Genomic DNA, 24,000 nt, shown 5'->3' with positions numbered 1-24,000 from the left:
AACCTGATTGAATCCGGGATGGCGCCAGAGCCCTTGGAGCCGACGATCTGCGGCCAGCTGCGGGGGAGAACATGAACGAGGGGAAGCCCACGAAGGCGAAGTGGTGGAGTCGTCCCCGCTCGTCCCAGGACGCCGACGGCGACTTCGAACTGGAACGCCCGCGCGCGACGCCCACCACCGGTACCGGTGGTGACACGTCCGACGACGGCGACTTCGAGCTGGAGCGCCCGACGGCGCCCCGGGTGGCCGACGGGGGGGACTACGAGCTGGACCGCCCGTCCCCGACGCCGAACGGCCCCACGGCCGGCAACCAGCACGCGGAACCACATCCGGCCACGCCCACCGACCCCGCCCCGCGGACAGCCGCCAACCAGGAGACCGCCCCGCCCAGCGGCACGGTCCCCGACGCGGCGTCGCACGCGACCATGCACCCACCCGCCGCCCCCCAACCGCCCGAAACCCACGCCGCCGGTCCGTATGCGGGCACCGGCGCCGAGCGGCCGAAGCCGTTGCACGATCCCGATCCGTACAGCACGCCGCCGTACGGCGAGCCGGGGCCCTGGGCCCCCGCCCCGCCGGTCCAGCACCCGGCGGCGACGCCGGCCCACGGCACGTCGGCGGCGGTGCCGTCCCCGCCTCCGGGAGCGGTACCGGAGCCGTCCTTGGCGGACGCCCCGCCTCCCGCCCCGTCGGTGCACGGCACGACGGCAGCGGTGTCGTCCCACGCGGGCCCGTCGTCCCCGCTCGTGGGCGCCACCGTCCCGGGGACGGACGCCCCACCGCATCCGGCGGCGACGCCGGCCCACGGCACGCACGGCGCGCCGGCAGCGGCGGTGCCTCCCGCGTCCGTCCCGCCGGCGGAGCCGTCGGCGTTCCCGGCACCCGGCACCGACGCTTCCGCCGACCCCTGGGGGCGCTACGACCCCTGGGCCGCCTCGGCCGCCGCCGCGCCTCTCCAGCACCACGGGGCCGGCACCCGCACATCGCAGCAGCGACGCAGGCGGGCCGTGCGGATGCTCGTCGGCGGGGCCCTGCTGATCGCCCTGGTCTCCGGCGGCATCGGCGGCGCCATAGGGGCGTACCTGGAGCGCAACGGCGGCGTGGGGACCGTGGAGCTGCCGCAGGCCGGGAAGGAGGCGGCCGACCGGGCCCCCGACAGCGTGGCCGGGATCGCCGCCCGCGCCCTGCCCAGCGTGGTGACGCTGCACGTGAGCGGCAGCGACGCCGCGGGCACCGGCACCGGCTTCGTACTCGACGACCGCGGGCACATCCTGACCAACAACCACGTCGTGGAGCCCGCCGGATCCGGCGGCGAGATAACCGTCACCTTCAACAGCGGCGACACCGCCGACGCCACGGTCGTCGGCCGCGACAGCGGATACGACCTCGCCGTGGTGAAGGTGAGCGGCGTGCGGAACCTCACCCCCATGCCGCTCGGCAACTCCGAGAACGTCCACGTCGGTGACCCCGTCGTCGCCATCGGCGCGCCCTTCGACCTGGCGGGCACGGTCACCTCCGGCATCATCAGCGCCAAGGAGCGGCCCATCACCGCGGGCGGCGAGGAGGGCGACGGCAGCGACGTGTCGTACGTCGACGCCCTGCAGACCGACGCGCCCATCAACCCCGGCAACTCCGGCGGCCCTCTCCTGGACGCCCGGGGCCGGGTCATCGGCATCAACTCCGCGATCCGGTCCGCCGGCAGCGGCGGCGCCGAGTCGGACGGCGGCCAGGCCGGCTCCATAGGCCTCGGTTTCGCCATCCCCATCAACCAGGGCAAGCGCGTCGCCGAGGAACTGATCAACACCGGCAAGGCCACCCACCCGGTCATCGGCATCACCCTCGACATGAACTACACGGGCGACGGCGCCCGCGTCGGCACCAAGGGCAGCGACGGCGGACCCCCGGTCACCGCCGGCGGCCCCGGCGCCGAGGCCGGTCTCAAGGCCGGGGACGTGATCACCGAGGTCGACGGCCGGCGCGTGCACTCCGGCGAGGAACTCATCGTCAAGACGCGCGCCCACCGCCCCGGCGACCGCCTGGAACTGACCCTGGAGCGCGCGGGCAAGGAGACGAAGGTCTCACTGGTCCTCGGCTCCTCCGACGGCGACTGAACCGCGGCACGGGACGCGACAAGGGACCAGGAAGGCAAACAATTCGGAAAGCGCTCGCATACACGCGGTCGGGGCCGACCGGACGGTACCCGTCGGACAGGGTCGCCGGGTACCGTGGTGGCGGCCCGGACATCCCAAGGAGCTTCAGGTGTTCAATGACATAGGCGCACTCGAGCTGGTGACGCTCGTCGTCCTCGCCGTGCTCGTCTTCGGTCCGGACAAGCTCCCCAAGGTCATCCAGGACGTGACGCGCACCATCCGGAAGATCCGGGAGTTCTCGGACAGCGCCAAGCAGGACATCCGGCAGGAGCTGGGCCCCGAGTTCAAGGACTTCGAGTTCGAGGACCTCAACCCCAAGACGTTCATCCGCAAGCAGCTGGACAACGACGAGCTGGGGCTCAAGGAGATCCGCAACGGCTTCGACCTGAAGAAGGAGATGGCCGAGGTCACCGACGCGGTCCACGGCCGCGAGTCCGAGTCGTCGTCCGGCTCCTCCTCGTCCTCCTCCGGCTCCACCGGCGGCCGCATCGACATGTCGAAGAAGCCCGAGACCCCCGCCCGCGACGACCGCCCGCCCTTCGACGCGGACGCCACCTGAGCTCGGCCGGCGGGCTGCCGTACGGCACGGGAGCGTGGCTCTTGCTCCTGCGTGACGCGTATCACACTCGGGACGGAGTCCGCAGGGCGCGCAGGGCCTGAGAACGACGTCCGGGCGACCCACACGCCGGGCGGTTTCCCGGCTGCCGCCAGTGGTGTGGCTATGCTGCCCGAGTTGTTGTGCGGACCGGACGAGTGCGCCCGAAGGGGGGCGGGCCGTTCCGTTCCGACGAGAGCGAGGAGGCGTCCGGGCACATGGAGACGACGAGTGGGACGGTCGCGCAGGCGCCGGCCGCGGAGGACGGACCACGGGTCTCCTCCGCCCGGCGTACGGTCGACGGCTACCTGCGCGCGCCCTTCCCTTGGTACGGCCTGGACGAGGCCTTCACGGGACGGCGCTGGCTGATGCAGGTCGGCACTGCGGCCGACGGGGCCGTGGAACACGGCTCGATCGGACACGGCGACGAACCGTCGGTGCGCAACGAGCACGTGGCGGGCGACGAGCGGGACGCCAAGGAGAAGTTCGCGGTCGTCGTGACCGTGGCGGCCAACCCCGACCGGCGCAGCGCCGACGGCACGGGCCTGCTGGAGGCCACCTCGGTGTCCTCGGCGGCCTGGCTCGCCGGTGTGGGCCTGCTGTCCTTCACCTGGCCCGGCCAGATGGACCACTCGCTGCGCGACGACTGGCTGGAGCAGCAGACCGAGACCGCGTGGGTCCTCGCCGACGACCTCGACGGGGAGGACTGGTCGACCCTGTCCCTCCCCGTGGACGGCGTGCCGACGTCCTTCCACTACCGGGAGTCCGAGTTCGGCTGGGTGCTCGCCGGCTCCACCGAACAGGGCGTCCACCTGGGCGCGTACGGCAGGGGCATGAGCGCGTACGGGCTGGCCTTCTCCGTGGTCAAGGACATCACCGCGTACGCCTGACGGCAGCCGGTCGTACGACGCGGCTGGGCGTGCGACCCAGCCGGGCGTACGACGCAGCCGGAGTACGACAAGGGGCGCCGTCCTGCCGGACAGCGCCCCGGGTCCCGTACGGAAATCCCCATACGGAACGTCAGAACTTGTTCTTCGGGGTGATCCCCAGCGACAGCCCCGACAGGCCCCGCTGACGCCCGCCCAGCTTGCCCGCGATCGAGCGCAGGGCCGCGCCCGCCGGGGAGTCCGGGTCGGACAGGACCACGGGCTTGCCGTCGTCGCCGCCCTCGCGCAGACGTACGTCGATCGGGATGGCGCCGAGGACCGGGACCGAGGCGCCGGTCGTGCGGGTCAGTCCGTCGGCGACCATCTGGCCGCCGCCCGTGCCGAACACGTCGACCATCTCGTCGCAGTGCGGGCAGGGCAGCCCGGACATGTTCTCGACGACACCGACGATCTTCTGGTGGGTCTGGACGGCGATCGCGCCCGCCCGCTCGGCCACCTCGGCCGCCGCCTGCTGAGGCGTCGTCACGACCAGGATCTCGGCGTTCGGCACGAGCTGCGCCACGGAGATGGCGATGTCGCCGGTGCCGGGCGGCAGGTCGAGCAGCAGGACGTCGAGGTCGCCCCAGTACACGTCCGCCAGGAACTGCTGGAGCGCGCGGTGCAGCATCGGGCCGCGCCAGACGACCGGCGCGTTGCCCGGGGTGAACATGCCGATGGAGATGACCTTCACGCCGTTCGCCGACGGCGGCATGATCATGTTCTCGACCTGGGTGGGACGCCCGTCGACGCCCAGCATGCGGGGCACGGAGTGGCCGTAGATGTCGGCGTCCACGACACCGACCTTGAGGCCGTCGGCCGCCATCGCCGCCGCCAGGTTCACCGTCACCGAGGACTTGCCGACGCCGCCCTTGCCGGAGGCGACCGCGTAGACCCGGGTGAGGCTGCCGGGCTTGGCGAAGGGAACCTCGCGCTCGGTCTGGCCGCCGCGCAGGGCGCTCGCCAGTTCCTTGCGCTGCTCGTCGCTCATCACGTCGAGCTCGACGTCGACCCGCGTGACACCCTCGACCCGGGAGACCGCGTCCGTCACGCGCTGCGTGATCGTGTCCCGCATGGGGCAGCCCGAGACCGTCAGGTACACGGCGACCGCGACCGCTCCGTCCGCGCCGATCTCCACCGACTTGACCATCCCGAGCTCGGTGATGGGCCGGTTGATCTCGGGGTCGTTCACCGTCGCCAGTGCCTCGCGCACCGCGTCTTCCGTAGCCATAAGGACGATGGTACGGCGCCGCCCATAGGGCACGGAAAGCCCCGTCACCGGTCGTGTACGTCACGTCCCCGCGACCGTTCTGCCGGGAATACCCCGCGGTCGGGATGGTGGCCGTTCTGCCGCTCCTCCAACTCCTTCAGCGCGTCCTGCAGCTCGGAGCGGATCCAGTCCCGCGTCGCGACCTCGCCGAGGCCGATGCGCAGGGCGGCGATCTCGCGGGTCAGGTACTCGGTGTCGGCGATCGACCGCTCGTTCTGCTTGCGGTCCTGCTCCAGGTTGACCCGGTCACGGTCGTCCTGCCGGTTCTGCGCGAGCAGGATCAGCGGGGCCGCGTAGGAGGCCTGCAGCGAGAGCATCAGCGTCAGGAAGATGAACGGGTACTCGTCGAACCGCAGGCTGCTCGGCGCGGACACGTTCCACACCACCCACAGGATGATGACGATCGTCATCCAGACGATGAACCGCCCGGTGCCCAGAAACCGTGCGATGCGTTCCGAGAGCCGTCCGAAGGCCTCCGGGTCCCACTCGGGCAGCAGGCGGCGGCGCGGGGCCCGGGGCTGGTCCAGGCGGGTGCCGCGGGAGCGGGAGGCCGCCGTGGCCCCCGACACCGTGCGCTCACGGGGCGCCGTATCGCGCTCAGGCGCCATCGGCACGCACCTCCTTCGCCGCTCCGGCCGCTCCGGTCGCCCCGGTCCCTCCGGTCGCCCCGGTCCCTCCGGTCTCGTCGTCGAGGTGGTACTCGGTCTCCCGCCAGTCGTCGGGCAGCATGTGGTCCACCACGTCGTCCACGGTGATCGCGCCCAGCAGCGACCCGGACTCGTCGACGACGGGCGCCGCGACCATGTCGTACGTGGCGAAGAACCCGGCGACCACGGGCAGCGCGGCGTCCGGCTCCAGCGGTTGCAGATCGTCGTCGAGGATCGAGCCGACCAGGGTGTACGGGGGGTCGCGCAGCAGGCGCTGGAAATGGACCGTGCCCAGGTACTTGCCGGTCGGGGTCTCCTCGGGCGGGCGGCAGACGTAGACCTGGGCCGCGTGCGCCGGGGACAGGTCGGGATTGCGGATGCGGGCCAGGGCGTCGGCGACGGTGGCGTCGGGCCGCAGCACGATCGGCTCGGTCGTCATCAGACCGCCGGCCGTGTGCTCCTCGTACGCCATCAGGCGACGCATGTCGGCCGCGTCGTCGGGCTCCATCAGGCTCAGCAGCCGCTCCTTGTCCGCCTCGGGCAGCTCGCCGAGCAGGTCGGCCGCGTCGTCGGGGTCCATCGCCTCCAGCACGTCCGCGGCGCGCTCCTCCTTGAGCTTGCCGAGGATCTCGATCTGGTCGTCCTCCGGCAGCTCCTCCAGCACGTCGGCCAGGCGGTCGTCGTCGAGGGCGGCGGCGACCTCGGCGCGGCGCTTGGCGGACAGGTGGTGCAGGACGTTGGCGAGGTCGGCGGGGCGCAACTGCTCGAAGGTGGCGAGGAGGTTCTCGGCGCCCTGCCCCTGCTCCTCCACGGAGAAGCCGGTGACGCCGGACCACTCGACGGTCAGCGTCTCGCCCTTGCTGCGCCGGAAGGCGCCGCCCTTCTTCCCCTTGCGGACGAAGACCTTGTCGATCTCCCAGTCCCGGCGGGCCGGGAGCTGCTGCACCGACAGGTCCAGGACGGTGACCTCCTCACCGGTCTCGTTGAGGGTGACCCGGCGGTCGAGCAGTTCACCGAAGACGAGGCGCTCGGTGGGGCGCTGCTCGAAGCGCCGTACGTTGAGCACGCCGGTGGTGATGACCTGGCCGGACTCGATGCCGGTGACCCGGGTCATCGGCAGGAAGATGCGGCGGCGGGTGGTGAGTTCGACGACCAGACCCAGTACGCGCGGAGGTTTGCGGCCGACGCGGAGCATGACGACCAGATCGCGGACACGCCCCACCTGGTCGCCTGCCGGGTCGAACACGGCGATGCCGGAGAGGTGCGAGACGAAGATCCGGGGGGCGCCCGCTGCCATGGCCGCGGCTCCTTTTCGTATGCGTGCGTCGGACTGCGTGAGACGTGCGTCAGACTGCCTGAGACGTGCGTCAGAGTGCGTGAGAGCTGTGTCGTACGGTGTCTCTTTTCCGAATTGCCCGCTCGGACGGGCTTCAGGCTAGCCCGTCCCGAACGGCTCCGCCCGGGTGGCCGGTCCGGACGGACTGGCTCCGTTCGTCGTGCGGGGCCCCGGTACGCTGCGGTACGCCGTCAGGGCCTGGTCAGCTCCCTGCCGGCGGCCTGTCAGCCCCTGTCAGAAAGGCAGTCCCACCTGTGTCTGTGACTCCCCGGCGCCGGATCCGCAGGGCCACCGTGCTGAGCGCGGTGTGCGCCCTGGCCGTGGCGGGGGCGGGGCTGACGGGATGCAGCAGCGAGGACCCGGACGCGGGGACCAACGGCGTCGGGAAACTTCCGGCCGACAAGATCCACGCCAAGGCCCGCACGGCCGCCGAGTCCGCCGGAGCGGTCCGTCTGCACGGGACCGTGGCCGCGGGCGGGAACACGTACACCCTCGACATGCGGCTGAAGCCCGACGGGGGCACCGGGTCGGTCGCCGCCGAGGGGACGACGTTCGGGCTGCTGCGCGTCGGCGAGCAGCTCTTCCTCAAGGCCGACGCCGGGTTCTGGAGCAACGACGGGGGTGACGCGGCGGCCGCCGAGAAGCTGGCCGGCAAGTACGTGAAGGTGCCGCAGCGCGACCCGGCGTACCAGAAGTTCAGCGGCTTCACGGACAAGGACGTCCTCCTCGGCGATCTGCTGAGCCTGCACGGCACGGTGGCCACGGACGGCCGGCACGAGCAGGCGGGCGTGCGCACCATCCGCATCACCGGCGACGAGGGCGCCGGCGGCTCCCTCGACGTCTCCCTGGAGGGCACGCCGTACCCACTGCGCCTGGTGCGGGCGGGCAGCGCGGGCACGATCGGCTTCTCGGACTGGAACAAGGACTTCGCGCTCAAGGAACCGGCGAAGGACGACACGCTGGACTACGGCAAGCAGCTGCCGACGTCGTAGGGCCCCACCGGCGCCGCTAGCGCCGTTTGCGCCGCTTCAGCAGCAGGCGTGGCAGCCCCGCCGGGACCGGCTCGCGCGTCGTCGCCGGGCTCTGCAGGGGCGCCTCGGCCAGCGAACCGTCGGGCAGGGGCGCCGTGGCCCCCGTCGGCTCCAGGCGCAGTACCCGGCACTCGCGCGCCCAGCGCTCGGTCATCGCCTCGCCGTCCGGGGCGTTGAGGCGCTTGCCCTTGAGGTCGGCGACCGCCGCCTGCCACGCGTCGGAGCCGGAGGGCAGCTCCACGACCCGCGCCGACCAGGAGACCAGTCGGCCCCCCTTGTCCTTGCTGCGCACCGTCACCTCGGCCGCGACCCCGTCGGCCAGCCCAGGCAGCGGCTGCTCGCCGGGACCGTCGCCGACGACGCAGGCCGCGCCCTCGTGCCAGACGTGCCACAGTGCTCGCGCGGGCACCCCGGGCGCCTCGACCCAGATGAGCCCGGACTTCTTCGTGGCCTCCTCGACGAGGGCCTGGTCGAGCAGCTCACTTGTCATGCGGCCAGCCTATCCAGGCCGGCTCACAGCCAGCCGTTGCGCTTGAGCGTGCGGTGGATCCCCAGACAGATGCCGACCGTGATCGACAGGACCAGCGGGTACCCGTACTTCCAGTGGGTCTCCGGCATGTGGTCGAAGTTCATGCCGTACACCCCGCACACCATCGTCGGTACGGCGATGATCGCGGCCCACGAGGTGATCTTGCGCATGTCCTCGTTCTGCGCGACGGACGCCTGCGCGAGGTTGGCCTGGAGGATGGAGTTCAGCAGCTCGTCGAAGCCGATGACCTGCTCCTGCACCCGCGCCACGTGGTCGGCGACGTCGCGGAAGTACTTCTGGATCTCCGGGTCGATCAGCCGCATGGGCCGCTCGCTGAGCAGCTGCATGGGCCGCAGCAGCGGGGACACCGCCCGCTTGAACTCCAGTACCTCGCGCTTGAGTTGGTAGATCCGGCCGGCGTCCGTGCCGCGCGGCGTGCCCTTGCGGCCCGGCGAGAACACCTCCGTCTCGACCTCGTCGATGTCGTCCTGCACCGCGTCGGCGACCGCGATGTAGCCGTCGACGACGTGGTCGGCGATGGCGTGCAGCACCGCCGAGGGGCCCTTGAGCAGCAGCTCGGGGTCCTCCTGCAGCCGGTGCCGCAGCGCGCGCAGCGAGCCCTGCCCGCCGTGCCGGACGGTGATGAAGAAGTCCCGCCCGGTGAAGCACATGACCTCGCCGGTCTCGACGACCTCGCTGGTGGCGGTGAGCTCGTCGTGGTCGACGTAGTGGATGGTCTTGAAGACCGTGAACAGGGAGTCGTCGTAACGCTCCAGCTTGGGCCGCTGGTGGGCCTGGACGGCGTCCTCCACGGCCAGTGGGTGCAGTCCGAACTCCCGGGCGATCCCGGCGAATTCGTCCTCGGTGGGCTCGTGCAGGCCGATCCACACGAACCCGCCGTCGCGGCGCACCTGGCGCATCGCCTGGTGCGGGCTGAGCGGCGTTTCGGTCTCGACCCGCATGCCGTCGCGGTAGACGGCGCAGTCGACGACGGCGGAGGCGGTCGCCGGGTCGCGGGTGGTGTCGTAGACGCCGGTTTCCTTGCGCAGAGAGACGCGGGACGGGCGGACCGCGGCGCGCAGGTCACGGATCATCGACATGGCGGGCTCCTTCGCGACGGGCAGCGAACGGGGCCGGTGACGGGTGGAACCACCCGGAATGAGGACGTCCTGACCACGCGTGTGCGGCGCGTCCACAAAGCGGGGGGCACCGCACCGTTGCGGTGGCCGGCTTCGCTGCTGATTCAGCTGCTGGATCCGGACCGGTGGACCGGATCGGGCACAACGAGACGAAGTGCTCTTCCGTGTGAAGGCGCGCCGGTGAGGCGCAGGTGAGAGGAAGCGGCAGCGGCGGAGAGCCGGAGCGGCTGCGTCAGAGGCAGGAAGAGCGGGTGGTACTGCACGGTCGACTTCGGTCCATGCCAGCCCCACCTCCTCCGGCCGGTCCCTCGTGAGGGACGATCCATTCCCCTTGTTTGGAGGGGTTCCCCGTAGGGGAGTCTTCATGGCGTCGGGGCTTGATCGCGACGCACTGCGTGCTGCCCCGAAGCGCTGACCCAGAGTATCAGTCACCCGGTGTGTCAAGGCGCCGCTTTGCCGCTTCCCTACGAGTTCTATGCTCGCCGCATGGCTGATGTTCTTCCTCTGGTCGAGGCCCGGTTGCGCAGCGCTCTGGGCGAGCCGGACGCACGCGCGGCGGTCACCTTCCTCGGCACCGACCGCATCGAGGTGCTCCGCTTCCCCGGCGGCGGTCAGGAGGGCGACATCGTCCGCTACGCCACCCTGGGCATGTCGTCGCAGCCCATGGCGGACCCGACGGCCGTGCTCGCCGACCCGGTCAAGGGTCCCCGTGCCGAGCTGGTCCTGTCCGTCCGGACCGGTCTCGCCGACACCGACAAGGTGCTCCGCCCCCTCGCTGTGCTGGCCGCGTCCCCGCAGGTCGAGGGTGTGGTCGTGGCTCCCGGTGCCTCACTCGACGTCGGCGAGGCGCTGTGGCCCGGGGCCCCGTTCACCTCGGTGCTGGTCGCCGAGCCGGGCGGCCTGGTCGAGGACCTGGAGCTCGACGCCCCGCTGGACCCCGTACGGTTCCTGCCGCTGCTGCCGATGACCGCGAACGAGGCCGCCTGGAAGCGGGTGCACGGCGCGCAGGCCCTTCAGGAGCGCTGGCTGACGCACGGGACGGACCTGCGGGATCCGTCCCGCAGGTCCGTCCCACTGGAGTGACGGAACTCACCAAGTCCCGGTCTTCGTTCGTCAGTTGGCGAAGACCGTGACCCCGTCCTCGGTCGCGTGCTTCGGCTCCGGCTCCTCGGCCATGGGGGTTCCCCCGCTCGAGCGAAGCCGAGAGTGGGGGAGGGCGAGCGCGCGACGCCGTACGAGGACGACGGCCGCGCCCAGCACGGCGGTGACCGCCGCCACCACGAACGGGATGTGGATGTCGGTCCACTCCTCGATCTTCGGCGCGAAGTAGGGAGCCGCCGCCGCCGCGAACCAGCGGACGAAGTTGTAGCCCGCGCTCGCCACCGGACGCGGCGCGTCCGACACCCCGAGGGCCAGCTCGGTGTAGACCGTGTTGTTCACGCCGATGAACGCGCCGGACAGGATCGTGCAGACGATGGCCGTCGTGTGGTTGCCGTACCCGAGGACCAGCACGTCGGCCGCGAGCAGTACCAGCGAGCCGCCGAGCACCTTCAGCGAGCCGAACCGCTTCTGCATGCGCGGCGCCACGAGCACCGAGAAGACGGCGAGCAGCACGCCCCAGGCGAAGAACACGGCACCGGACTTGTACGGCGTCATGTTCAGTACGAACGGCGTGAAGGCCAGCACGGTGAAGAACGTGTAGTTGTAGAAGAACGCCGAGAGCGCGGCGGAGGCGAGGCCGCCGTGGCCCAGCGCCCTGACCGGGTCCAGCAGCGAGGTCTTGCGGGCCGGCTTGGGCTGTTCCTTGAGGAACACCGTGATGCACAGGAAGCCGATCGCCATCAGGAACGCGGTGCCGAAGAACGGGTAGCGCCAGCTGGCGTCACCGAGCAGCGCGCCCAGCAGTGGGCCGCAGGCCATGCCGAGGCCGAGGGCGGACTCGTACAGCAGGATCGCCGCGGCGCTGCCGCCGGCCGCCGCGCCGACGATGACCGCGAGGGCCGTCGAGACGAACAGCGCGTTGCCGAGGCCCCAGCCCGCCCGGTAGCCGACGAGCTGACCGACGGTGTCGGACGTGCCCGCCAGGCCCGCGAAGACGACGACGAAGGCGAGGCCGAGCAGCAGCGTCTTGCGGCCGCCGATGCGGCTCGAGACGAAGCCGGTGACCAGCATCGCGAGGGCGGTGATGAGGAAGTACGAGGTGAACAGGAGGGAGACCTGGCTGGCGCTCGCGTCCAGGCCCTTGGCTATGGACGGAAGGATCGGGTCCACGAGCCCGATGCCCATGAAGGCCACGACGGACGCGCCGGCGGTCGCCCACACGGCCTTGGGCTGGCGCAGGATGCCGCCTGTGCCCGCGTCGAAGGGGTCCATTCTTGCTCCAATGGCGACAGGTGGTCGTTGGGGGACGGCCGAAATGGTTGGTGTATGCACATAGTAAGTTAGGGTGGCTAATTAATGCAAGGTACATCTAGTTTTCCCCGGTCAGCCCTGCCGCCCGGATGGGTGATCGTCCTTGACGTGGGGGAGCGAGGGTAGGAGCGTGGGGCCCTATGAGGGGCGAACCCAGTTGCCCGAAGTGTGGTGGCCGGGTCAGGGCTCCCGGCCTCTTCGCCGATTCCTGGCAGTGTGATGTGCACGGGACCGTGCACCCGCTCCAGCCCGTGCTCCCGCCCAGCGTCGAGGCGCTCGGCGTCGTGGTGCACCGCACCCAGGTGCCGGTGTGGATGCCGTGGCCGCTGCCGGTCGGCTGGCTGTTCACCGGCGTGGCCTGCGCGGGCGACGACCGCAGCGGCGGCCGGGCGACCGCGGTCGCCTGCTCCGGACCCGGTCCCCTCGGGGGCATCGGCGAGCTGATCCTGGTCGCCGAGGAGCTCGGCGTCGGCCTCGGCGCGCGGTACGCCGGCATCGACGCCCCGGACCCGGGCCCGTACATGAACGTGGAGAAGCCACCCCAGGCCAAGGTCCTGGCCGCCGGCCGCCCGACCCCTCTCTGGCACGTCTCCGGCGCACCCGTCGACCGCGCCGTCTTCGCCGGGGAGGCCCTCGGGATGTGGCTGTGGGCCGTCGTCTGGCCCGAGCGGTCGGGGCTGCTGATGTACGAGGAGCTGGTGCTGGCCGACCTGCGGGAGGCGGGCGCCGAGGTGGACCTGGTGCCGTGCGGGGCGCTGTCGCCGCGGTTGATCCAGCCGTAGCCCCGATCCGCGGCCTGTGCCCGGCCCGGTGGGGACGCCCGGCGGTAGTGGGCGCAGGACCGTTTCGGGTGTGACAGCGGCGGTCCGAGTTCCGGTTATCCTTGAGCGTCCCCTTCCGTTCCGTCACCGCCTGGAGTCAGCGTCGTGCGCATTGATCTGCACACCCACTCCACCGCGTCCGACGGCACGGACTCCCCGGCCCAGCTGGTGCGCAAGGCCGCCGCGGCCGGGCTGGACGTCGTCGCGCTGACCGACCACGACACCACCCGCGGACACGCCGAGGCCGTCGCCGCGCTGCCGGAGGGGCTCACGCTGGTCACCGGCGCCGAGCTCTCCTGCCGTGTCGACGGCATCAGCATGCACATGCTGGCCTACCTCTTCGACCCCGAGGAGCCCGCCCTGCTCGCCGAGCGCGAGCTGGTCCGGGACGACCGGGTGCCGCGGGCCCGGGGCATGGTCGCCAAGCTCAACGCGCTCGGCGTCCCCGTCACCTGGGAGCAGGTGGCCCGGATCGCGGGCGGCGGGTCGGTCGGACGGCCCCACGTGGCCTCGGCGCTCGTGGAACTCGGCGTGGTGCCGACCGTGGGCGATGCCTTCACCCAGGACTGGCTGGCCGACGGCGGCCGGGCCTTCGTGGAGAAGCACGAGACCGACCCCTTCGAGGCGCTCCGGCTGATCAAGGGCGCGGGCGGGGTCGCCGTCTTCGCGCACCCGGCCGCCGCCAAGCGGGGCCGTACGGTGCCCGAGACCACGATCGCCGAGCTGGCCGCCGCCGGGCTCGACGGCATCGAGGTCGACCACATGGACCACGACGGGGACACCCGGGCCCGGCTGCGCGGCACGGCCAAGGAGCTGGGGCTCCTGGTGACCGGCTCCAGCGACTACCACGGCAGCCGCAAGACCTGCGTGCTCGGCGAGTACACGACCGACCCCGAGGTGTACGGGGAGATCACGCGGCGGGCGTTCGGGGCGTTCCCCGTGCCGGGGGCCGGCGGGGTCTGAGCCGCACCCCCGCACGCCCACCTCTCACCTCTCGCGCAAGGCCAGTAGCTCACCCATGTTCGACGTCGCCGTCTTCGGCTCCCTCTTCCTGACCCTTTTTGTCATCATGGATCCCCCCGGGATCACCCCGATCTTCCTCGCGCTGACCTCCGGTCGCCCCGCCAAGGTGCAGAAGCGGATGGCCTTCCAGGCCGTCTGCGTCGCCGGTGGCGTGATCACCGTGTTCGGTCTGCTCGGGCACCAGATCCTGGACTACCTGCACGTGTCCGTGCCCGCACTGATGATCGCGGGCGGGCTGCTGCTCCTGCTCATCGCGCTCGACCTGCTCACCGGCAAGACGGACGAGCCGAAGCAGACCAAGGACGTCAACGTCGCGCTCGTACCGCTGGGCATGCCGCTGCTCGCCGGGCCCGGGGCGATCGTGTCGGTCATCCTGGCGGTGCAGAAGGCCGACAGCGTGACCACCCAGGTGTCGGTCTGGGCGGCGATCCTCGCGATCCATGTGGTGCTGTGGCTGGTGATGCGCTACTCGCTGCTGATCATCCGGGTCATCAAGGACGGCGGTGTGGTCCTGGTGACCCGCCTCGCCGGAATGATGCTCTCCGCCATCGCCGTGCAGCAGATCATCAACGGCGTCACGCAGGTGATCCAGGGCGCGTGAGGCGGGTGCGATGCACGCGCAGGGCCCCCGCACGGCGTTCCGTGCGGGGGCCCTGGACGTGTGTGCGGCAGGTCCGCGCTACAAGGCCGAGGTGTCGGCGGGGCGGATCCACAGGCGCTGCCCGATGGCGGCGGCCTGCTGAACGATGCGGTTCACGGAGGCGGCGTCCACGACGGTCGTGTCGACGGGGGTTCCGTCGATGTCGTCGAGTCGCATGACTTCAAAGCGCATGGCCTCTCCCTTGATCTGGTCATCCTCCTGAGGAGAACTACTGGTGTGGCTCCCGGGTCGTCGGTGCCCGGGCTTCCGTAGCAGTCAACGGGGTGCGTGTTACAAACATTCCCTACGCTAAAGAAATTTTTCGAACGGCTAATTACTGACCGGTAAGCCTCCGTGTCGTTGCAAGACTGACCGGGACCGGTTGTATTCGCAGCGTGACCGCCGGGACAATGGAGGGTGATGAACGACGACCTCGCGCCCCTGAACGCCCGCATCGATCGCACCAACGAGCTGCTCCAGCGCATGCTCGCCGAGGTGGCGAAGACGCCCTCGACCCACGCGATCTTCGTGGACGCCGGATACCTCTACGCGGCGGCGGGGCGACTGGTGGCCGGGACCGAGGACCGCCGGGCCTTCGACCTGGATGCCGAGGGGCTGATCGAGGCGCTCATCGACAAGGCCCGCACCATCTTCGCGGACAGCCGCCTGCTGCGCGTCTACTGGTACGACGGCGCCCGGCGCCGCATCCACACCGCCGAGCAGCAGACCATCGCCGAGCTGCCGGACGTGAAGGTCCGCCTGGGCAATCTGAACGCCAACAACCAGCAGAAGGGCGTCGACTCCCTCATCCGCTCCGACTTGGAGTCCCTCGCCCGGCACCGCGCCATCAGCGACGCGGCGCTGCTCGGCGGCGACGAGGACCTGGTGTCGGCGGTCGAGGCCGCCCAGGGGTACGGCGCCCGCGTCCACCTGTGGGGCGTCGAGGCCCCCGAGGGGCGCAACCAGGCCGACCCGCTGCTCTGGGAGGTCGACAGCCAGCGCACCTTCGACCTGGACTTCTTCAAGCCGTACGTCTCCCGGCGCACCGCGCACGCCTTCGACGCGACGGGCGTGGCCCGGCCCGCCCGCGAGGACGTCCGCTTCGTGGGTGCGCAGATCGCGGCGAAGTGGCTGGCCGCACGGGGCCGCGAGTCACTGGTGGAGCTGCTCCCCGGCCACCCCTACCTCCCCGGCTCGGTGGACCAGGACCTGCTGGTCGAGGCGGAGGGGATGCTCCAGTACTCCCTGCGCGGCCAGGCCGACCTGCGCCGGGCGCTGCGGGACGGCTTCTGGGAGCACCTGCAGGCGCAGTACTGAACCTTCCGCTTCCCTCTCAGGAGCCGGTGGGCCGCTGCGGTGACTGCGTCGGTACGTCGTCCCAGAAGTCGGCGAGGGCGCGGGCGGTCGGCAGGGGCTGGTCGGTGTTGGGGGAGTGCTCGGCGCCGGGGACGACGGTCCGGCGCGCGTCCAGCCGTCGCGCCATGTCGTCCAGGAGGGACACGGACCAGGTGTCGTCGTAGGCGCCCGACAGCACGTGGTACGGCAGCGGTACGGCGGCGAGTTCGGCGACCCGGTCCGGCTCGGCACACAACTGGCGCCCGGTGGCACGGAGTTGGGCGGGGCTGGTGCCCAGCCAGCGGTTGCGCAGCCGTTCCGGGTCGGCCGGGCCGACGGCGGGGCCGCCGACCTCCTCGGGCGGGCCCATGGCCTGGATCACCTCCCAGACCTCGGCCATCGTCATGGTGTCGAGCGCGTCCCGCAGGAGCTTCACGCGCTGTTGCTGGGACTCCGAGATCCGTGCCGGGCCCGAGGACATCAGCGTGAGGGACACGAAGGGGGAGTGGTCGAGCAGGACGGCGGCGCGCGCGATCTGGCCGCCCAGGGAGTGCCCGACGAGATGGACGCGCGTCTCCAGGGCGGCGACCTGCGCGAGCACGTCCCGGGCCAGCTCCGCCTGCGCGTAGGCGGCTTCGTCGAGCTCGGGCCCGTCGGACTCGTACTGTCCCCGCCCGTCCACGGCGACCGTACGGTACCCGCGTGCCCCGAGCGGTTCGTGCAGCAGCGTGAAGTCCTCCTTGCTCCCCGTGAACCCGGGCAGCATCAGCACCACGCCCTTCGCCTCGGCACCGCCGGCCACGGGCGAATCGACGACGGCGAACTCGCCGCGCGCGGTACGCAGCCGGTACGCGCGGGCGTCGGGGGGCGGGGTGAAGGCGGCGTTCTGGCTCACGGGCAGAGGCTATCGGTCGGCGGGCGGCCTCCGGGGCTGCGGGAACGACGTCGGCCCGGTCCCGCGTGGATCGCGGGACCGGGCCGACGGTCGGGTGAGCGGCGCGGATCAGCTCTCGGCGGACTCCGCGGGCTGCGGGGCAGCCGTGGCCGCCTTGCGGGTGCGGCGCGTCTTCGGCTTCGCCTCGGCCGTGTCGGCGGACGCCTCGGTGGCCGTGGCCTTGCGGGTCCGTCGCTTGGGTGCGGCCGTCTCGGCCTCGTGAGAGGCCTGAGCCGGGATCTCGGCGGCGGCTTCCGCGGGTTCGGCCGTCTTGCGGGTGCGGCGGCGCGGCTTGGCCTCCGCGGCCTCGGCGGTGTCGACGGCGGCTTCCGCCTTGGCGGCCGTCTCGGCGGCGGCCGTCTTCGTGGCGGCCGTCTTCCGGGTGCGGCGGGGCTTGGCCTCGGTGGCCTCCGGTGCGTCGGCGACCGTCTCGGTGGCGTCTGCCGCCTTGCGGGTGCGGCGCGTCTTCGGCTTCGCCTCGGCCGTGTCGGCGGACGCCTCGGTGGCCGTGGCCGTGGCCTTGCGGGTCCGTCGCTTGGGTGCGGCCGTCTCGGCCTCGTGAGAGGCCTGAGCCGGGATCTCGGCGGCGGCTTCCGCGGGTTCGGCCGCCTTGCGGGTGCGGCGGCGCGGCTTGGCCTCCGCGGCCTCGGCGGTGTCGACGGCGGCTTCCGCCTTGGCGGCCGTCTCGGCGGCGGCCGTCTTCGTGGCGGCCGTCTTCCGGGTGCGGCGGGGCTTGGCCTCGGTGGCCTCCGGTGCCTCGGCGACCGTCTCGGTGGCCTCTACCGCCTTGCGGGTGCGGCGGCGGGGCTTGGTCTCCGTGGCTTCAGCGATGTCGACGGTGGCTTCCGCCTTGGCGGCCGTCTCGGCGGCGGCCGTCTTCGTGGCGGCCGTCTTCCGGGGGCGGCGGGGCTTCGTCTCCGTCGGTGCGGACAGGGGCTCGGCCGTTGCCTCCGCCGTGTCGACCGCCGTCTCGGCGGTGGCGGCCGTGGCCTTGCGGGTGCGGCGGCGCGGCTTCTCCGCGGGGGCCTCGGCGACCGCCGGCTCGGCGACCGCCGACTCGGTGGCCGTGGGCTCGGTGGCCGTGGGCTCGACCACCGACGTGGTCTCCAGCGGGGCCGGTGCCTCGGCTGCCTTGCGGGTGCGGCGGCGACGCGGCTTCGCCGGGGTCTCCATGACGTCTGCGACCTCTGCGACCTCCGCGGCTTCGGAGACCGCGAGTGCGGTGCCCTCCGTCGCCTGCGCTGCGGGGGCCTCGGCCGGCGCGGCCGTCACCGGCTGGCGCGACGGCTCGCCGCTCCGCGTACGGCGCCGGCGGCGCAGGGTGCGGGGAGCCTGGGCGGCGTCCGTGTCCGTGGCGCTGTCCGCGCCGCCGGTCACGGCCTCGGGTGCCGCAGCGGTCGCGGAGGCGTCCGCGTCCACCGGCGCCCCGCCGCGCATCCGACGGCGACGGCGCGGCGTACGGGACGAACGCTCGCGGTCGGCGGAACGGGACTCGTCCCGGCCGCCCCGGTCACCCCGGTCACCGCGCGTGCGGCCACCGCGACCGCCCGGCTCGCCCAGGTCCTCCAGTTCCTCCGCGTCGAGCCCGGCGCGCGTGCGCTCCGAGCGCGGCAGGACGCCCTTGGTGCCCTCGGGGATGCCGAGGTCGGTGTAGAAGTGCGGGGAGGTGGAGTACGTCTCCGGCGGGTCGTTGAAGTCCAGCTGCAGCGCCTTGTTGATCAGCTGCCAGCGCGGGATGTCGTCCCAGTCGACGAGGGTGATCGCCGTACCCTTGGCGCCCGCGCGGCCGGTGCGGCCGATGCGGTGCAGGTACGTCTTCTCCTCTTCCGGCGACTGGTAGTTGATGACGTGCGTCACGCCCTCGACGTCGATGCCGCGGGCGGCCACGTCGGTGCAGACGAGCACGTCCACCTTGCCGTTGCGGAAGGCGCGCAGGGCCTGCTCGCGGGCGCCCTGGCCGAGGTCGCCGTGGACCGCGCCGGAGGCGAAGCCGCGCTGCTTGAGCTGGTCGGCCAGGTCGGCCGCCGTGCGCTTGGTGCGGCAGAAGACCATGGCCAGTCCGCGGCCCTCGGCCTGCAGTATGCGCGCCACCATCTCGGGCTTGTCCATGTTGTGCGCGCGGTAGATGAACTGCTTCGTGTTCGCGACCGTCGCGCCCTCGTCGTCCGGCGAAGTGGCGCGGATGTGGGTGGGCTGCGACATGTAACGCCGGGCCAGTCCGATGACCGCGCCCGGCATGGTGGCCGAGAACAGCATGGTCTGGCGCCTGGTCGGCAGCATGTTGATGATCTTCTCGACGTCGGGCAGGAAGCCCAGGTCGAGCATCTCGTCGGCCTCGTCGAGGACCAGGCACTTGACGTGCTTCAGGCTGAGCTTCTTCTGGCCCGCGAGGTCCAGCAGGCGGCCCGGGGTGCCGACGATCACGTCGACGCCCTTCTTCAGGGCCTCCACCTGCGGCTCGTAGGCCCGGCCGCCGTAGATCGCGGTGACGCGCACGTTGCGGACCTTGCCGGCGGTGAGCAGGTCGTTGGTGACCTGCTGGCACAGCTCGCGCGTCGGGACGACGACGAGGGCCTGGGGGGCGTCGGTCAGGGACTCGGGTGCGGCGCGGCCCGCCTCCACGTCGACGGGGACGGTGACGCGCTCGAGGAGCGGAAGACCGAAGCCCAGCGTCTTGCCGGTGCCGGTCTTGGCCTGGCCGATGACGTCCGTGCCCGACAGGGCCACGGGGAGCGTCATCTCCTGGATGGGGAAGGGGGTGGTGATGCCGACGGCTTCGAGGGCTTCGGCGGTCTCGGGGAGGATCCCGAGGGATCGGAACGTCGTAGTCAGGGTGCTGCCTCTTCTGTGTACGTGGTGCGAGGCGAGCGCGCGGGTCGTGCCGGACCGTGTCGGGGACGTCGGCCGCCTTACGGGAGCCGTAGGACACGGGACCTCTGTCGACGCTCCAGCGCTCGTACCACTGAGGGTCCCCCTCCGGATTCCGTACGCAGTGTGGCGTACGGCAGGGAGGGCTGTCGGGTCGGAGCCGATCGGGCCACCGACCGGGCATCCTCATGCGTGCGGCCCGACGAAGATGTCACGTACCCGTACGTCACATACTCGGCAGGCGCATTACCACCATACCCCGGATTCGCGCACACGCGATGGCCGATTTGGTCACGTAGTCGTCGTCACACTGATTCGCCGGGGCCGGCCTGGGAGCGACCGGGAGTCACCGGGGGCCTTCCGGCGCGCGACGGGCGAGCTATTGTGCGCTGCATGACGAGCTCTGACAAGCCTGGCAACGCCGCAGACGCCACCGCCGAACCCACTTCGGTCGCCGCCCGGGACTGGGCGACGGCCGCCGCCGACCCGCAGTACCGAGCTGCCGTCGTGGACCTGCTCGGCGCGCTCGCGTATGGCGAGCTGGCGGCGTTCGAGCGGCTCGCGGAGGACGCCAAGCTGGCGCCCACGCTGGCGGACAAGGCGGAACTGGCGAAGATGGCGTCGGCGGAGTTCCACCACTTCGAGCGGCTGCGCGACCGGCTCGCCGACATCGGTGAGGAGCCGACGGCGGCGATGGAGCCGTTCGTGGCCGCCTACGACGGCTTCCACAAGCAGACGGACCCCTCCGACTGGCTGGAGGGCCTGGTCAAGGCGTACGTCGGCGACTCCATCGCCAGCGACTTCTACCGTGAGGTCGCCGCCCGCCTCGACTCGGACACCCGCGAACTGGTGCTGGCCGTGCTCGACGACACCGGGCACGCCGGTTTCGCCGTGGAGAAGGTGCGCGCGGCGATCGACGCGGACCCGCGCGTGGGCGGGCGGCTCGCACTGTGGGCGCGGCGGCTGATGGGGGAGGCGCTCTCCCAGTCCCAGCGGGTGGTGGCCGACCGGGACGCGCTGTCGACGATGCTCGTGGGCGGTGTGGCGGACGGCTTCGACCTCGCGGAGGTGGGCCGGATGTTCTCCCGGATCACCGAGGCGCACACCAAGCGGATGGCAGCGCTGGGTCTGGCTGCCTGAGCCGTCGTCTCAGCGCGGGCGCGACCCGCTACGGCGACCGGTCAGGCGGTCGCCGACCGGCGGCGGAGTCTTCCCGCGGGGCGCAGCAGGAGCGACAGCGAGGCCGCGGACAGGGCCGCCGAGCCCAGGAGAACCAGCAGGAGACTGCCGGCGCCCAGCGCGGTGTGCGTCACGAACGCCCCGAAGAGGGCTCCCGCGATCCCCGTCGGCAGCACCAGGACGGGGGCCGGGAGGCGGTGCGGCAGACGGTGGGCGGCGGCCCACGCCAGGGCGAAGCCGAGGATCGCGGCGCTGAGCGCTTCCAAGAGCATGTCGGGGTCCCTCCCACATGGCTGGCCTGCCCCAAACGGTCACAGCCGTCCTACCCCTGACCTGCGGAATGCAATCCTCACCCTGTGGGTGAACTGTGCTCCGTCCGTGAAACGGGACGAGCGAGGAGGGTCGGACGAAGAGGGCCGAACGAGGCGGGCCAACGAGGCGGGCCCGGCGGTGACTCACCGAGTCACCGCCGGGCCCTCCTCGACTACGCGTGCGCCGACTACAGCGCGCCGAAGCCCACCTTGCGCGGGGACGGCTCGCCGATCTCGACGTAGGCCAGACGGTCGGCCGGCACCAGGACCTTGCGGCCGTGTTCGTCCACGAGGCTCAGCAGCTGCGACTTGCCCGCCAGTGCCTCGGCCACCACACGCTCGACCTCCTCGGCACTCTGACCGCTCTCCAGAACGATCTCGCGGGGCGCGTGCTGCACGCCGATCTTGACCTCCACGGCTATGTCCCTCCGACGGTCAGTGAAGTGCGCGATCTCCGCGCCGTACCCAGCACACATTAGCCCGGTGAGGGGACGTACACGCTCCGCCGGAGAACGCCAGGAGCGAACAGCCGACGGGAACAGAACCGGCGCACGCCCCGAAGCGCGGCGACGTCGTGCCGGTCAGTGCTGCTCGCTGCCGTGCAGGGGGAATCCGGCGATGCCCCGCCAGGCCAGCGAGGCCAGCAGCTGGACCGCCTGGTCGCGGGGCACGCTGCGGTCGCTGTGCAGCCATGAGCGGGCCACCACCTGGGCGAGGCCGCCCAGCCCGGAGGCCAGCAGCATCGACTCGGCGCGCGAGAGGCCGGTGTCCTCGGCGATGACGTCACAGATCGCCTCGGCGCACTCGTTCGTGACCTTGTCGACGCGCTCGCGCACTGCGGGCTCGTTCGTCAGGTCCGACTCGAAGACCAGACGGAAGGCGCCGCCGTCGTCCTCGACGTACGCGAAGTACGCGTCCATCGTGGCGCGGACGCGGTGCTTGTTGTCGGTCGTCGACGCGAGCGCGTTGCGCACGGACTGGATCAGGGCCTCGCAGTGCTGGTCCAGCAGCGCGAGGTAGAGGTCGAGCTTGCCCGGGAAGTGCTGGTAGAGCACCGGCTTGCTGACACCGGCCCGCTCGGCGATGTCGTCCATCGCGGCCGCGTGGTAGCCCTGGGCCACGAACACTTCCTGTGCGGCGCCCAGCAGCTGGTTGCGTCGGGCACGGCGGGGAAGGCGTGTGCCCCGCGGGCGTACCGCCTCTGTCTGCTCGATGGCTGTCACGCCGCCTCCCATAGTCGTCCACGTGCGGTGTGCGCCGCCTCGCCATCGTACTTTTCGGTAACCGTGGTGTGCGCGGTGCGAGCGCAGAATTTCACGGACCGGACAGTGGCGAAAGCTGCACAACAGGTTTCAAAAGGGTCCAGGCCGGGCAAAAATCGGCCTCCCTTCTGCTCCGCGGAGCCTCTCGGCCGCGTGCGCGGCCCCGCGCTCAGCGGTAGTCGTCCTCGCCGTGGGAGACGACACGGGCCTGTTCCACCAGGTCGGCCTCGTTGGCGCGGTCCGGGTCGACGCCGGTCAGCGAATCGTCGCGCTCCGGGGTGAGGTCCGCCTGCTGCTCGGCCGCGTCGGCGTCGGGTGCCTCGACATCGAACTCCTGCGGTTCCTGTGCTTCCTCGTCGAAGGTATCGGGGTCGGTCGGGTCGACGGTCATGCTGGGCTCCCTTCCTACGAACGTCCCTGAAGATGCAGGGGCCACACGCGGGTGCCCACTCCACGAGCCTAGGAGACACCCGATCGGGACGCCATGTGTCGGGTTGTGCGGCACCGACCCGTCCGCGCTTGTGACGGCGAACACATGAGCCACTGCGTGATCGTCTCGTAACATTGCCGCATGTCTTCGACCGAGCTGCCGTCCGTGCCGCCTGCCAACGTGCTGCCCAAGGTCGCAGCCGTCAAGGTCGCGGAGGGCGAGCACCTCAGGTCGGTCCACCTGCGCGGCATCACCCTGGCGGTGCGTTCGAGACGGCCGGCGCGCGAGGGGCTCCCGCCCGCGTTGTACGTCCACGGCCTCGGCGGCTCCTCGCAGAACTGGTCGGCGCTGATGCCGCTGCTGGACGACGTCGTCGACAGCGAGGCCGTCGACCTGCCGGGCTTCGGCGACTCCCCGCCGCCGGACGACGGCAACTACTCGATCACGGGCCACGCGCGCGCGGTCATCCGCCACCTCGATGCCGCCGGGCGCGGCCCCGTGCACCTCTTCGGCAACTCGCTGGGCGGCGCCGTCGCGACCCGCGTCGCCGCGGCGCGGCCCGACCTCGTGCGGACGCTGACCCTCGTGTCGCCCGCGCTGCCGGAGATCCGCGTGCAGCGCAGCGCCGTGCCGACGGGTCTGCTGGCGCTGCCGGGCGTGGTGTCGCTGTTCACCCGGCTCTCCCGGGAGTGGACCGCGGAGCAGCGCGTCCGCGGTGTGACGGCGCTCTGCTACGGCGACCCGGGGAGGGTGACGCCGGAGGGCTTCCGCAACGCCGTGGAGGAGATGGAGCGGCGACTGCAACTGCCGTACTTCTGGGACGCGATGGCGCGTTCCGCCCGCGGCCTCGTCAACGCCTACACGGTGGGCGGCCAGCACGGGCTGTGGCGACAGGCCGGTCGGGTTCTCGCACCCACGCTCCTGGTCTACGGTGGACGGGACCAACTCGTCGGCTACCGCATGGCCCAGCGGGCTGCCCGCGCCTTCCGTGACTCCCGGCTGCTGACTCTGCCGGACGCAGGGCACGTGGCGATGATGGAGTATCCGGAGACCGTGGCCACGGCGTTCCGGGAACTCCTCGCGGACACCGGGAAGTCGACGGCCGGCGACCGGACCGGCGGGGTCGTCGACGACGAGCCCGCCCATCAGACCACAGGAGGCTGAG

General features: G+C 71.9%; 24 protein-coding genes. 11 read left to right on the top strand and 13 right to left on the bottom strand.

What is annotated here, in order from left to right; translation table 11 throughout:
- The first annotated feature begins 71 nt into the window (after positions 1 to 71).
- The 3 genes from ACIGO6_RS19510 to ACIGO6_RS19500 all read left to right on the top strand — a co-directional run bounded on the left by ACIGO6_RS19510 (position 72) and on the right by ACIGO6_RS19500 (position 3,635).
- The gene (locus tag ACIGO6_RS19510; RefSeq protein WP_399877612.1) at positions 72 to 2,111 is read left to right on the top strand and encodes a trypsin-like peptidase domain-containing protein; all 2,040 of its coding nucleotides are present in this window, start codon (positions 72 to 74) and stop codon (positions 2,109 to 2,111) included.
- A gap of 148 nt (positions 2,112 to 2,259) precedes the next feature.
- A complete protein-coding gene (locus ACIGO6_RS19505) occupies positions 2,260 to 2,709 on the top strand; it encodes a sec-independent translocase (RefSeq protein WP_399877609.1) in 450 nt (149 codons plus the stop codon).
- 254 nt (positions 2,710 to 2,963) lie between these two features.
- Positions 2,964 to 3,635 (top strand): hypothetical protein, encoded by a 672-nt coding sequence (locus ACIGO6_RS19500; protein WP_399877607.1) that lies wholly within the window; start codon positions 2,964 to 2,966, stop codon positions 3,633 to 3,635.
- Between the two features lie 130 nt (positions 3,636 to 3,765).
- On the opposite strand, the gene ACIGO6_RS19495 is transcribed toward ACIGO6_RS19500, so the two are convergent.
- The 3 genes from ACIGO6_RS19495 to ACIGO6_RS19485 are packed head-to-tail and all read right to left on the bottom strand — an operon-like array spanning position 3,766 to position 6,882.
- Entirely contained in the window at positions 3,766 to 4,899 is a 1,134-nt protein-coding gene (locus tag ACIGO6_RS19495) for an Mrp/NBP35 family ATP-binding protein (RefSeq protein ID WP_399877604.1), read from the bottom strand.
- Positions 4,900 to 4,943: 44 nt separating this feature from the next.
- The gene (locus tag ACIGO6_RS19490) at positions 4,944 to 5,546 is read right to left on the bottom strand and encodes a DUF1003 domain-containing protein (protein WP_399877601.1); all 603 of its coding nucleotides are present in this window, start codon (positions 5,544 to 5,546) and stop codon (positions 4,944 to 4,946) included.
- Positions 5,536 to 6,882 carry a magnesium transporter MgtE N-terminal domain-containing protein gene (locus ACIGO6_RS19485; protein ID WP_399877598.1) on the bottom strand — a complete coding sequence of 449 codons (1,347 nt, stop codon included), beginning with the start codon at positions 6,880 to 6,882 and terminating at the stop codon, positions 5,536 to 5,538. Before ACIGO6_RS19485 ends, ACIGO6_RS19490 begins: the two co-directional genes overlap by 11 nt.
- Positions 6,883 to 7,175: 293 nt before the next feature.
- Here ACIGO6_RS19485 and ACIGO6_RS19480 point away from each other — a divergent pair, with 293 nt between their 5' ends.
- The gene (locus ACIGO6_RS19480) at positions 7,176 to 7,913 is read left to right on the top strand and encodes a hypothetical protein (RefSeq protein WP_399877596.1); all 738 of its coding nucleotides are present in this window, start codon (positions 7,176 to 7,178) and stop codon (positions 7,911 to 7,913) included.
- 16 nt (positions 7,914 to 7,929) lie between these two features.
- Here the strand turns inward: ACIGO6_RS19480 and ACIGO6_RS19475 are convergent, their stop codons facing one another.
- Together ACIGO6_RS19475 and ACIGO6_RS19470 are read right to left on the bottom strand one after the other, a co-directional pair.
- Positions 7,930 to 8,442: a hypothetical protein gene (locus ACIGO6_RS19475; RefSeq protein ID WP_399877594.1), complete on the bottom strand. Its 513-nt coding sequence runs from the start codon at positions 8,440 to 8,442 to the stop codon at positions 7,930 to 7,932.
- Positions 8,443 to 8,465: 23 nt separating this feature from the next.
- Positions 8,466 to 9,581: a magnesium and cobalt transport protein CorA gene (locus tag ACIGO6_RS19470; RefSeq protein ID WP_399877591.1), complete on the bottom strand. Its 1,116-nt coding sequence runs from the start codon at positions 9,579 to 9,581 to the stop codon at positions 8,466 to 8,468.
- A gap of 525 nt (positions 9,582 to 10,106) precedes the next feature.
- Between ACIGO6_RS19470 and ACIGO6_RS19465 the strand changes: the two genes are divergently transcribed.
- Positions 10,107 to 10,703, top strand: a complete 597-nt coding sequence (locus ACIGO6_RS19465; protein ID WP_399877589.1) for a suppressor of fused domain protein — start codon at positions 10,107 to 10,109, stop codon at positions 10,701 to 10,703.
- Between the two features lie 30 nt (positions 10,704 to 10,733).
- On the opposite strand, the gene ACIGO6_RS19460 is transcribed toward ACIGO6_RS19465, so the two are convergent.
- Entirely contained in the window at positions 10,734 to 11,993 is a 1,260-nt protein-coding gene (locus ACIGO6_RS19460; RefSeq protein WP_399877587.1) for an MFS transporter, read from the bottom strand.
- Between the two features lie 179 nt (positions 11,994 to 12,172).
- On the opposite strand from ACIGO6_RS19460, the gene ACIGO6_RS19455 reads away from it, so the two are divergent.
- The 3 genes from ACIGO6_RS19455 (at position 12,173) to ACIGO6_RS19445 (ending at position 14,477) form a co-directional block, all read left to right on the top strand.
- Positions 12,173 to 12,814 carry a DUF6758 family protein gene (locus tag ACIGO6_RS19455; protein WP_399877584.1) on the top strand — a complete coding sequence of 214 codons (642 nt, stop codon included), beginning with the start codon at positions 12,173 to 12,175 and terminating at the stop codon, positions 12,812 to 12,814.
- Between the two features lie 144 nt (positions 12,815 to 12,958).
- Complete coding sequence (locus ACIGO6_RS19450; protein ID WP_399877581.1) at positions 12,959 to 13,816, top strand: PHP domain-containing protein; 858 nt, start codon at positions 12,959 to 12,961, stop codon at positions 13,814 to 13,816.
- Positions 13,817 to 13,871: 55 nt separating this feature from the next.
- On the top strand, positions 13,872 to 14,477 hold the full coding sequence (locus ACIGO6_RS19445; protein ID WP_399877578.1) for a MarC family protein: 606 nt from the start codon (positions 13,872 to 13,874) through the stop codon (positions 14,475 to 14,477).
- 78 nt (positions 14,478 to 14,555) lie between these two features.
- Here ACIGO6_RS19445 and ACIGO6_RS19440 read toward each other — a convergent pair whose 3' ends face one another.
- A complete protein-coding gene (locus tag ACIGO6_RS19440; protein WP_225632295.1) occupies positions 14,556 to 14,708 on the bottom strand; it encodes a hypothetical protein in 153 nt (50 codons plus the stop codon).
- Between the two features lie 228 nt (positions 14,709 to 14,936).
- Here ACIGO6_RS19440 and ACIGO6_RS19435 point away from each other — a divergent pair, with 228 nt between their 5' ends.
- Entirely contained in the window at positions 14,937 to 15,833 is an 897-nt protein-coding gene (locus tag ACIGO6_RS19435; RefSeq protein ID WP_399877576.1) for an NYN domain-containing protein, read from the top strand.
- Positions 15,834 to 15,849: 16 nt separating this feature from the next.
- On the opposite strand, the gene ACIGO6_RS19430 is transcribed toward ACIGO6_RS19435, so the two are convergent.
- Positions 15,850 to 16,746 (bottom strand): alpha/beta fold hydrolase, encoded by an 897-nt coding sequence (locus ACIGO6_RS19430; RefSeq protein ID WP_399877574.1) that lies wholly within the window; start codon positions 16,744 to 16,746, stop codon positions 15,850 to 15,852.
- Positions 16,747 to 16,854: 108 nt separating this feature from the next.
- Positions 16,855 to 19,524: a DEAD/DEAH box helicase gene (locus ACIGO6_RS19425; RefSeq protein WP_399877571.1), complete on the bottom strand. Its 2,670-nt coding sequence runs from the start codon at positions 19,522 to 19,524 to the stop codon at positions 16,855 to 16,857.
- A gap of 522 nt (positions 19,525 to 20,046) precedes the next feature.
- Between ACIGO6_RS19425 and ACIGO6_RS19420 the strand changes: the two genes are divergently transcribed.
- Positions 20,047 to 20,793, top strand: a complete 747-nt coding sequence (locus ACIGO6_RS19420) for a ferritin-like domain-containing protein (RefSeq protein WP_399877568.1) — start codon at positions 20,047 to 20,049, stop codon at positions 20,791 to 20,793.
- 41 nt (positions 20,794 to 20,834) lie between these two features.
- Here the strand turns inward: ACIGO6_RS19420 and ACIGO6_RS19415 are convergent, their stop codons facing one another.
- From ACIGO6_RS19415 to ACIGO6_RS19400, 4 genes are all read right to left on the bottom strand, one after another.
- The gene (locus ACIGO6_RS19415; protein WP_399877565.1) at positions 20,835 to 21,104 is read right to left on the bottom strand and encodes a hypothetical protein; all 270 of its coding nucleotides are present in this window, start codon (positions 21,102 to 21,104) and stop codon (positions 20,835 to 20,837) included.
- A 227-nt stretch (positions 21,105 to 21,331) separates the two neighbouring features.
- On the bottom strand, positions 21,332 to 21,559 hold the full coding sequence (locus ACIGO6_RS19410) for a DUF3107 domain-containing protein (protein ID WP_019327022.1): 228 nt from the start codon (positions 21,557 to 21,559) through the stop codon (positions 21,332 to 21,334).
- Between the two features lie 165 nt (positions 21,560 to 21,724).
- Positions 21,725 to 22,366 carry a TetR/AcrR family transcriptional regulator gene (locus ACIGO6_RS19405; RefSeq protein ID WP_399877563.1) on the bottom strand — a complete coding sequence of 214 codons (642 nt, stop codon included), beginning with the start codon at positions 22,364 to 22,366 and terminating at the stop codon, positions 21,725 to 21,727.
- A 208-nt stretch (positions 22,367 to 22,574) separates the two neighbouring features.
- Positions 22,575 to 22,796 (bottom strand): hypothetical protein, encoded by a 222-nt coding sequence (locus tag ACIGO6_RS19400; RefSeq protein WP_399877561.1) that lies wholly within the window; start codon positions 22,794 to 22,796, stop codon positions 22,575 to 22,577.
- A 180-nt stretch (positions 22,797 to 22,976) separates the two neighbouring features.
- Here ACIGO6_RS19400 and ACIGO6_RS19395 point away from each other — a divergent pair, with 180 nt between their 5' ends.
- Positions 22,977 to 23,999 carry an alpha/beta fold hydrolase gene (locus ACIGO6_RS19395; RefSeq protein ID WP_399877558.1) on the top strand — a complete coding sequence of 341 codons (1,023 nt, stop codon included), beginning with the start codon at positions 22,977 to 22,979 and terminating at the stop codon, positions 23,997 to 23,999.
- The last annotated feature ends 1 nt before the right edge of the window (position 24,000 follow it).

It is taken from the genome of Streptomyces sp. NPDC053750, assembly GCF_044544295.1.
In the GTDB taxonomy this organism is placed as follows: Bacteria; Actinomycetota; Actinomycetes; order Streptomycetales; family Streptomycetaceae; genus Streptomyces.
Note: the sequence above shows the minus strand (reverse complement) of the source record. Positions and strands in the feature narration are given on the sequence as shown.

Excerpts from the sequence above, each read along its gene's own strand:
- ACIGO6_RS19440 (WP_225632295.1), bottom strand. The coding sequence starts at position 14,708 with ATGCGCTTTGAAGTCATGCGACTCGACGACATCGACGGAACCCCCGTC.
- ACIGO6_RS19435 (WP_399877576.1), top strand. The coding sequence starts at position 14,937 with ATGAACGACGACCTCGCGCCCCTGAACGCCCGCATCGATCGCACCAAC.
- ACIGO6_RS19455 (WP_399877584.1), top strand. The coding sequence starts at position 12,173 with ATGAGGGGCGAACCCAGTTGCCCGAAGTGTGGTGGCCGGGTCAGGGCT.
- ACIGO6_RS19415 (WP_399877565.1), bottom strand. The coding sequence starts at position 21,104 with ATGCTCTTGGAAGCGCTCAGCGCCGCGATCCTCGGCTTCGCCCTGGCG.
- ACIGO6_RS19475 (WP_399877594.1), bottom strand. The coding sequence starts at position 8,442 with ATGACAAGTGAGCTGCTCGACCAGGCCCTCGTCGAGGAGGCCACGAAG.
- ACIGO6_RS19490 (WP_399877601.1), bottom strand. The coding sequence starts at position 5,546 with ATGGCGCCTGAGCGCGATACGGCGCCCCGTGAGCGCACGGTGTCGGGG.
- ACIGO6_RS19465 (WP_399877589.1), top strand. The coding sequence starts at position 10,107 with ATGGCTGATGTTCTTCCTCTGGTCGAGGCCCGGTTGCGCAGCGCTCTG.
- ACIGO6_RS19510 (WP_399877612.1), top strand. The coding sequence starts at position 72 with ATGAACGAGGGGAAGCCCACGAAGGCGAAGTGGTGGAGTCGTCCCCGC.
- ACIGO6_RS19460 (WP_399877587.1), bottom strand. The coding sequence starts at position 11,993 with ATGGACCCCTTCGACGCGGGCACAGGCGGCATCCTGCGCCAGCCCAAG.
- ACIGO6_RS19445 (WP_399877578.1), top strand. The coding sequence starts at position 13,872 with ATGTTCGACGTCGCCGTCTTCGGCTCCCTCTTCCTGACCCTTTTTGTC.
- ACIGO6_RS19485 (WP_399877598.1), bottom strand. The coding sequence starts at position 6,882 with ATGGCAGCGGGCGCCCCCCGGATCTTCGTCTCGCACCTCTCCGGCATC.
- ACIGO6_RS19420 (WP_399877568.1), top strand. The coding sequence starts at position 20,047 with ATGACGAGCTCTGACAAGCCTGGCAACGCCGCAGACGCCACCGCCGAA.
- ACIGO6_RS19495 (WP_399877604.1), bottom strand. The coding sequence starts at position 4,899 with ATGGCTACGGAAGACGCGGTGCGCGAGGCACTGGCGACGGTGAACGAC.
- ACIGO6_RS19500 (WP_399877607.1), top strand. The coding sequence starts at position 2,964 with ATGGAGACGACGAGTGGGACGGTCGCGCAGGCGCCGGCCGCGGAGGAC.
- ACIGO6_RS19425 (WP_399877571.1), bottom strand. The coding sequence starts at position 19,524 with ATGACGCTCCCCGTGGCCCTGTCGGGCACGGACGTCATCGGCCAGGCC.
- ACIGO6_RS19400 (WP_399877561.1), bottom strand. The coding sequence starts at position 22,796 with ATGACCGTCGACCCGACCGACCCCGATACCTTCGACGAGGAAGCACAG.
- ACIGO6_RS19395 (WP_399877558.1), top strand. The coding sequence starts at position 22,977 with ATGTCTTCGACCGAGCTGCCGTCCGTGCCGCCTGCCAACGTGCTGCCC.
- ACIGO6_RS19470 (WP_399877591.1), bottom strand. The coding sequence starts at position 9,581 with ATGTCGATGATCCGTGACCTGCGCGCCGCGGTCCGCCCGTCCCGCGTC.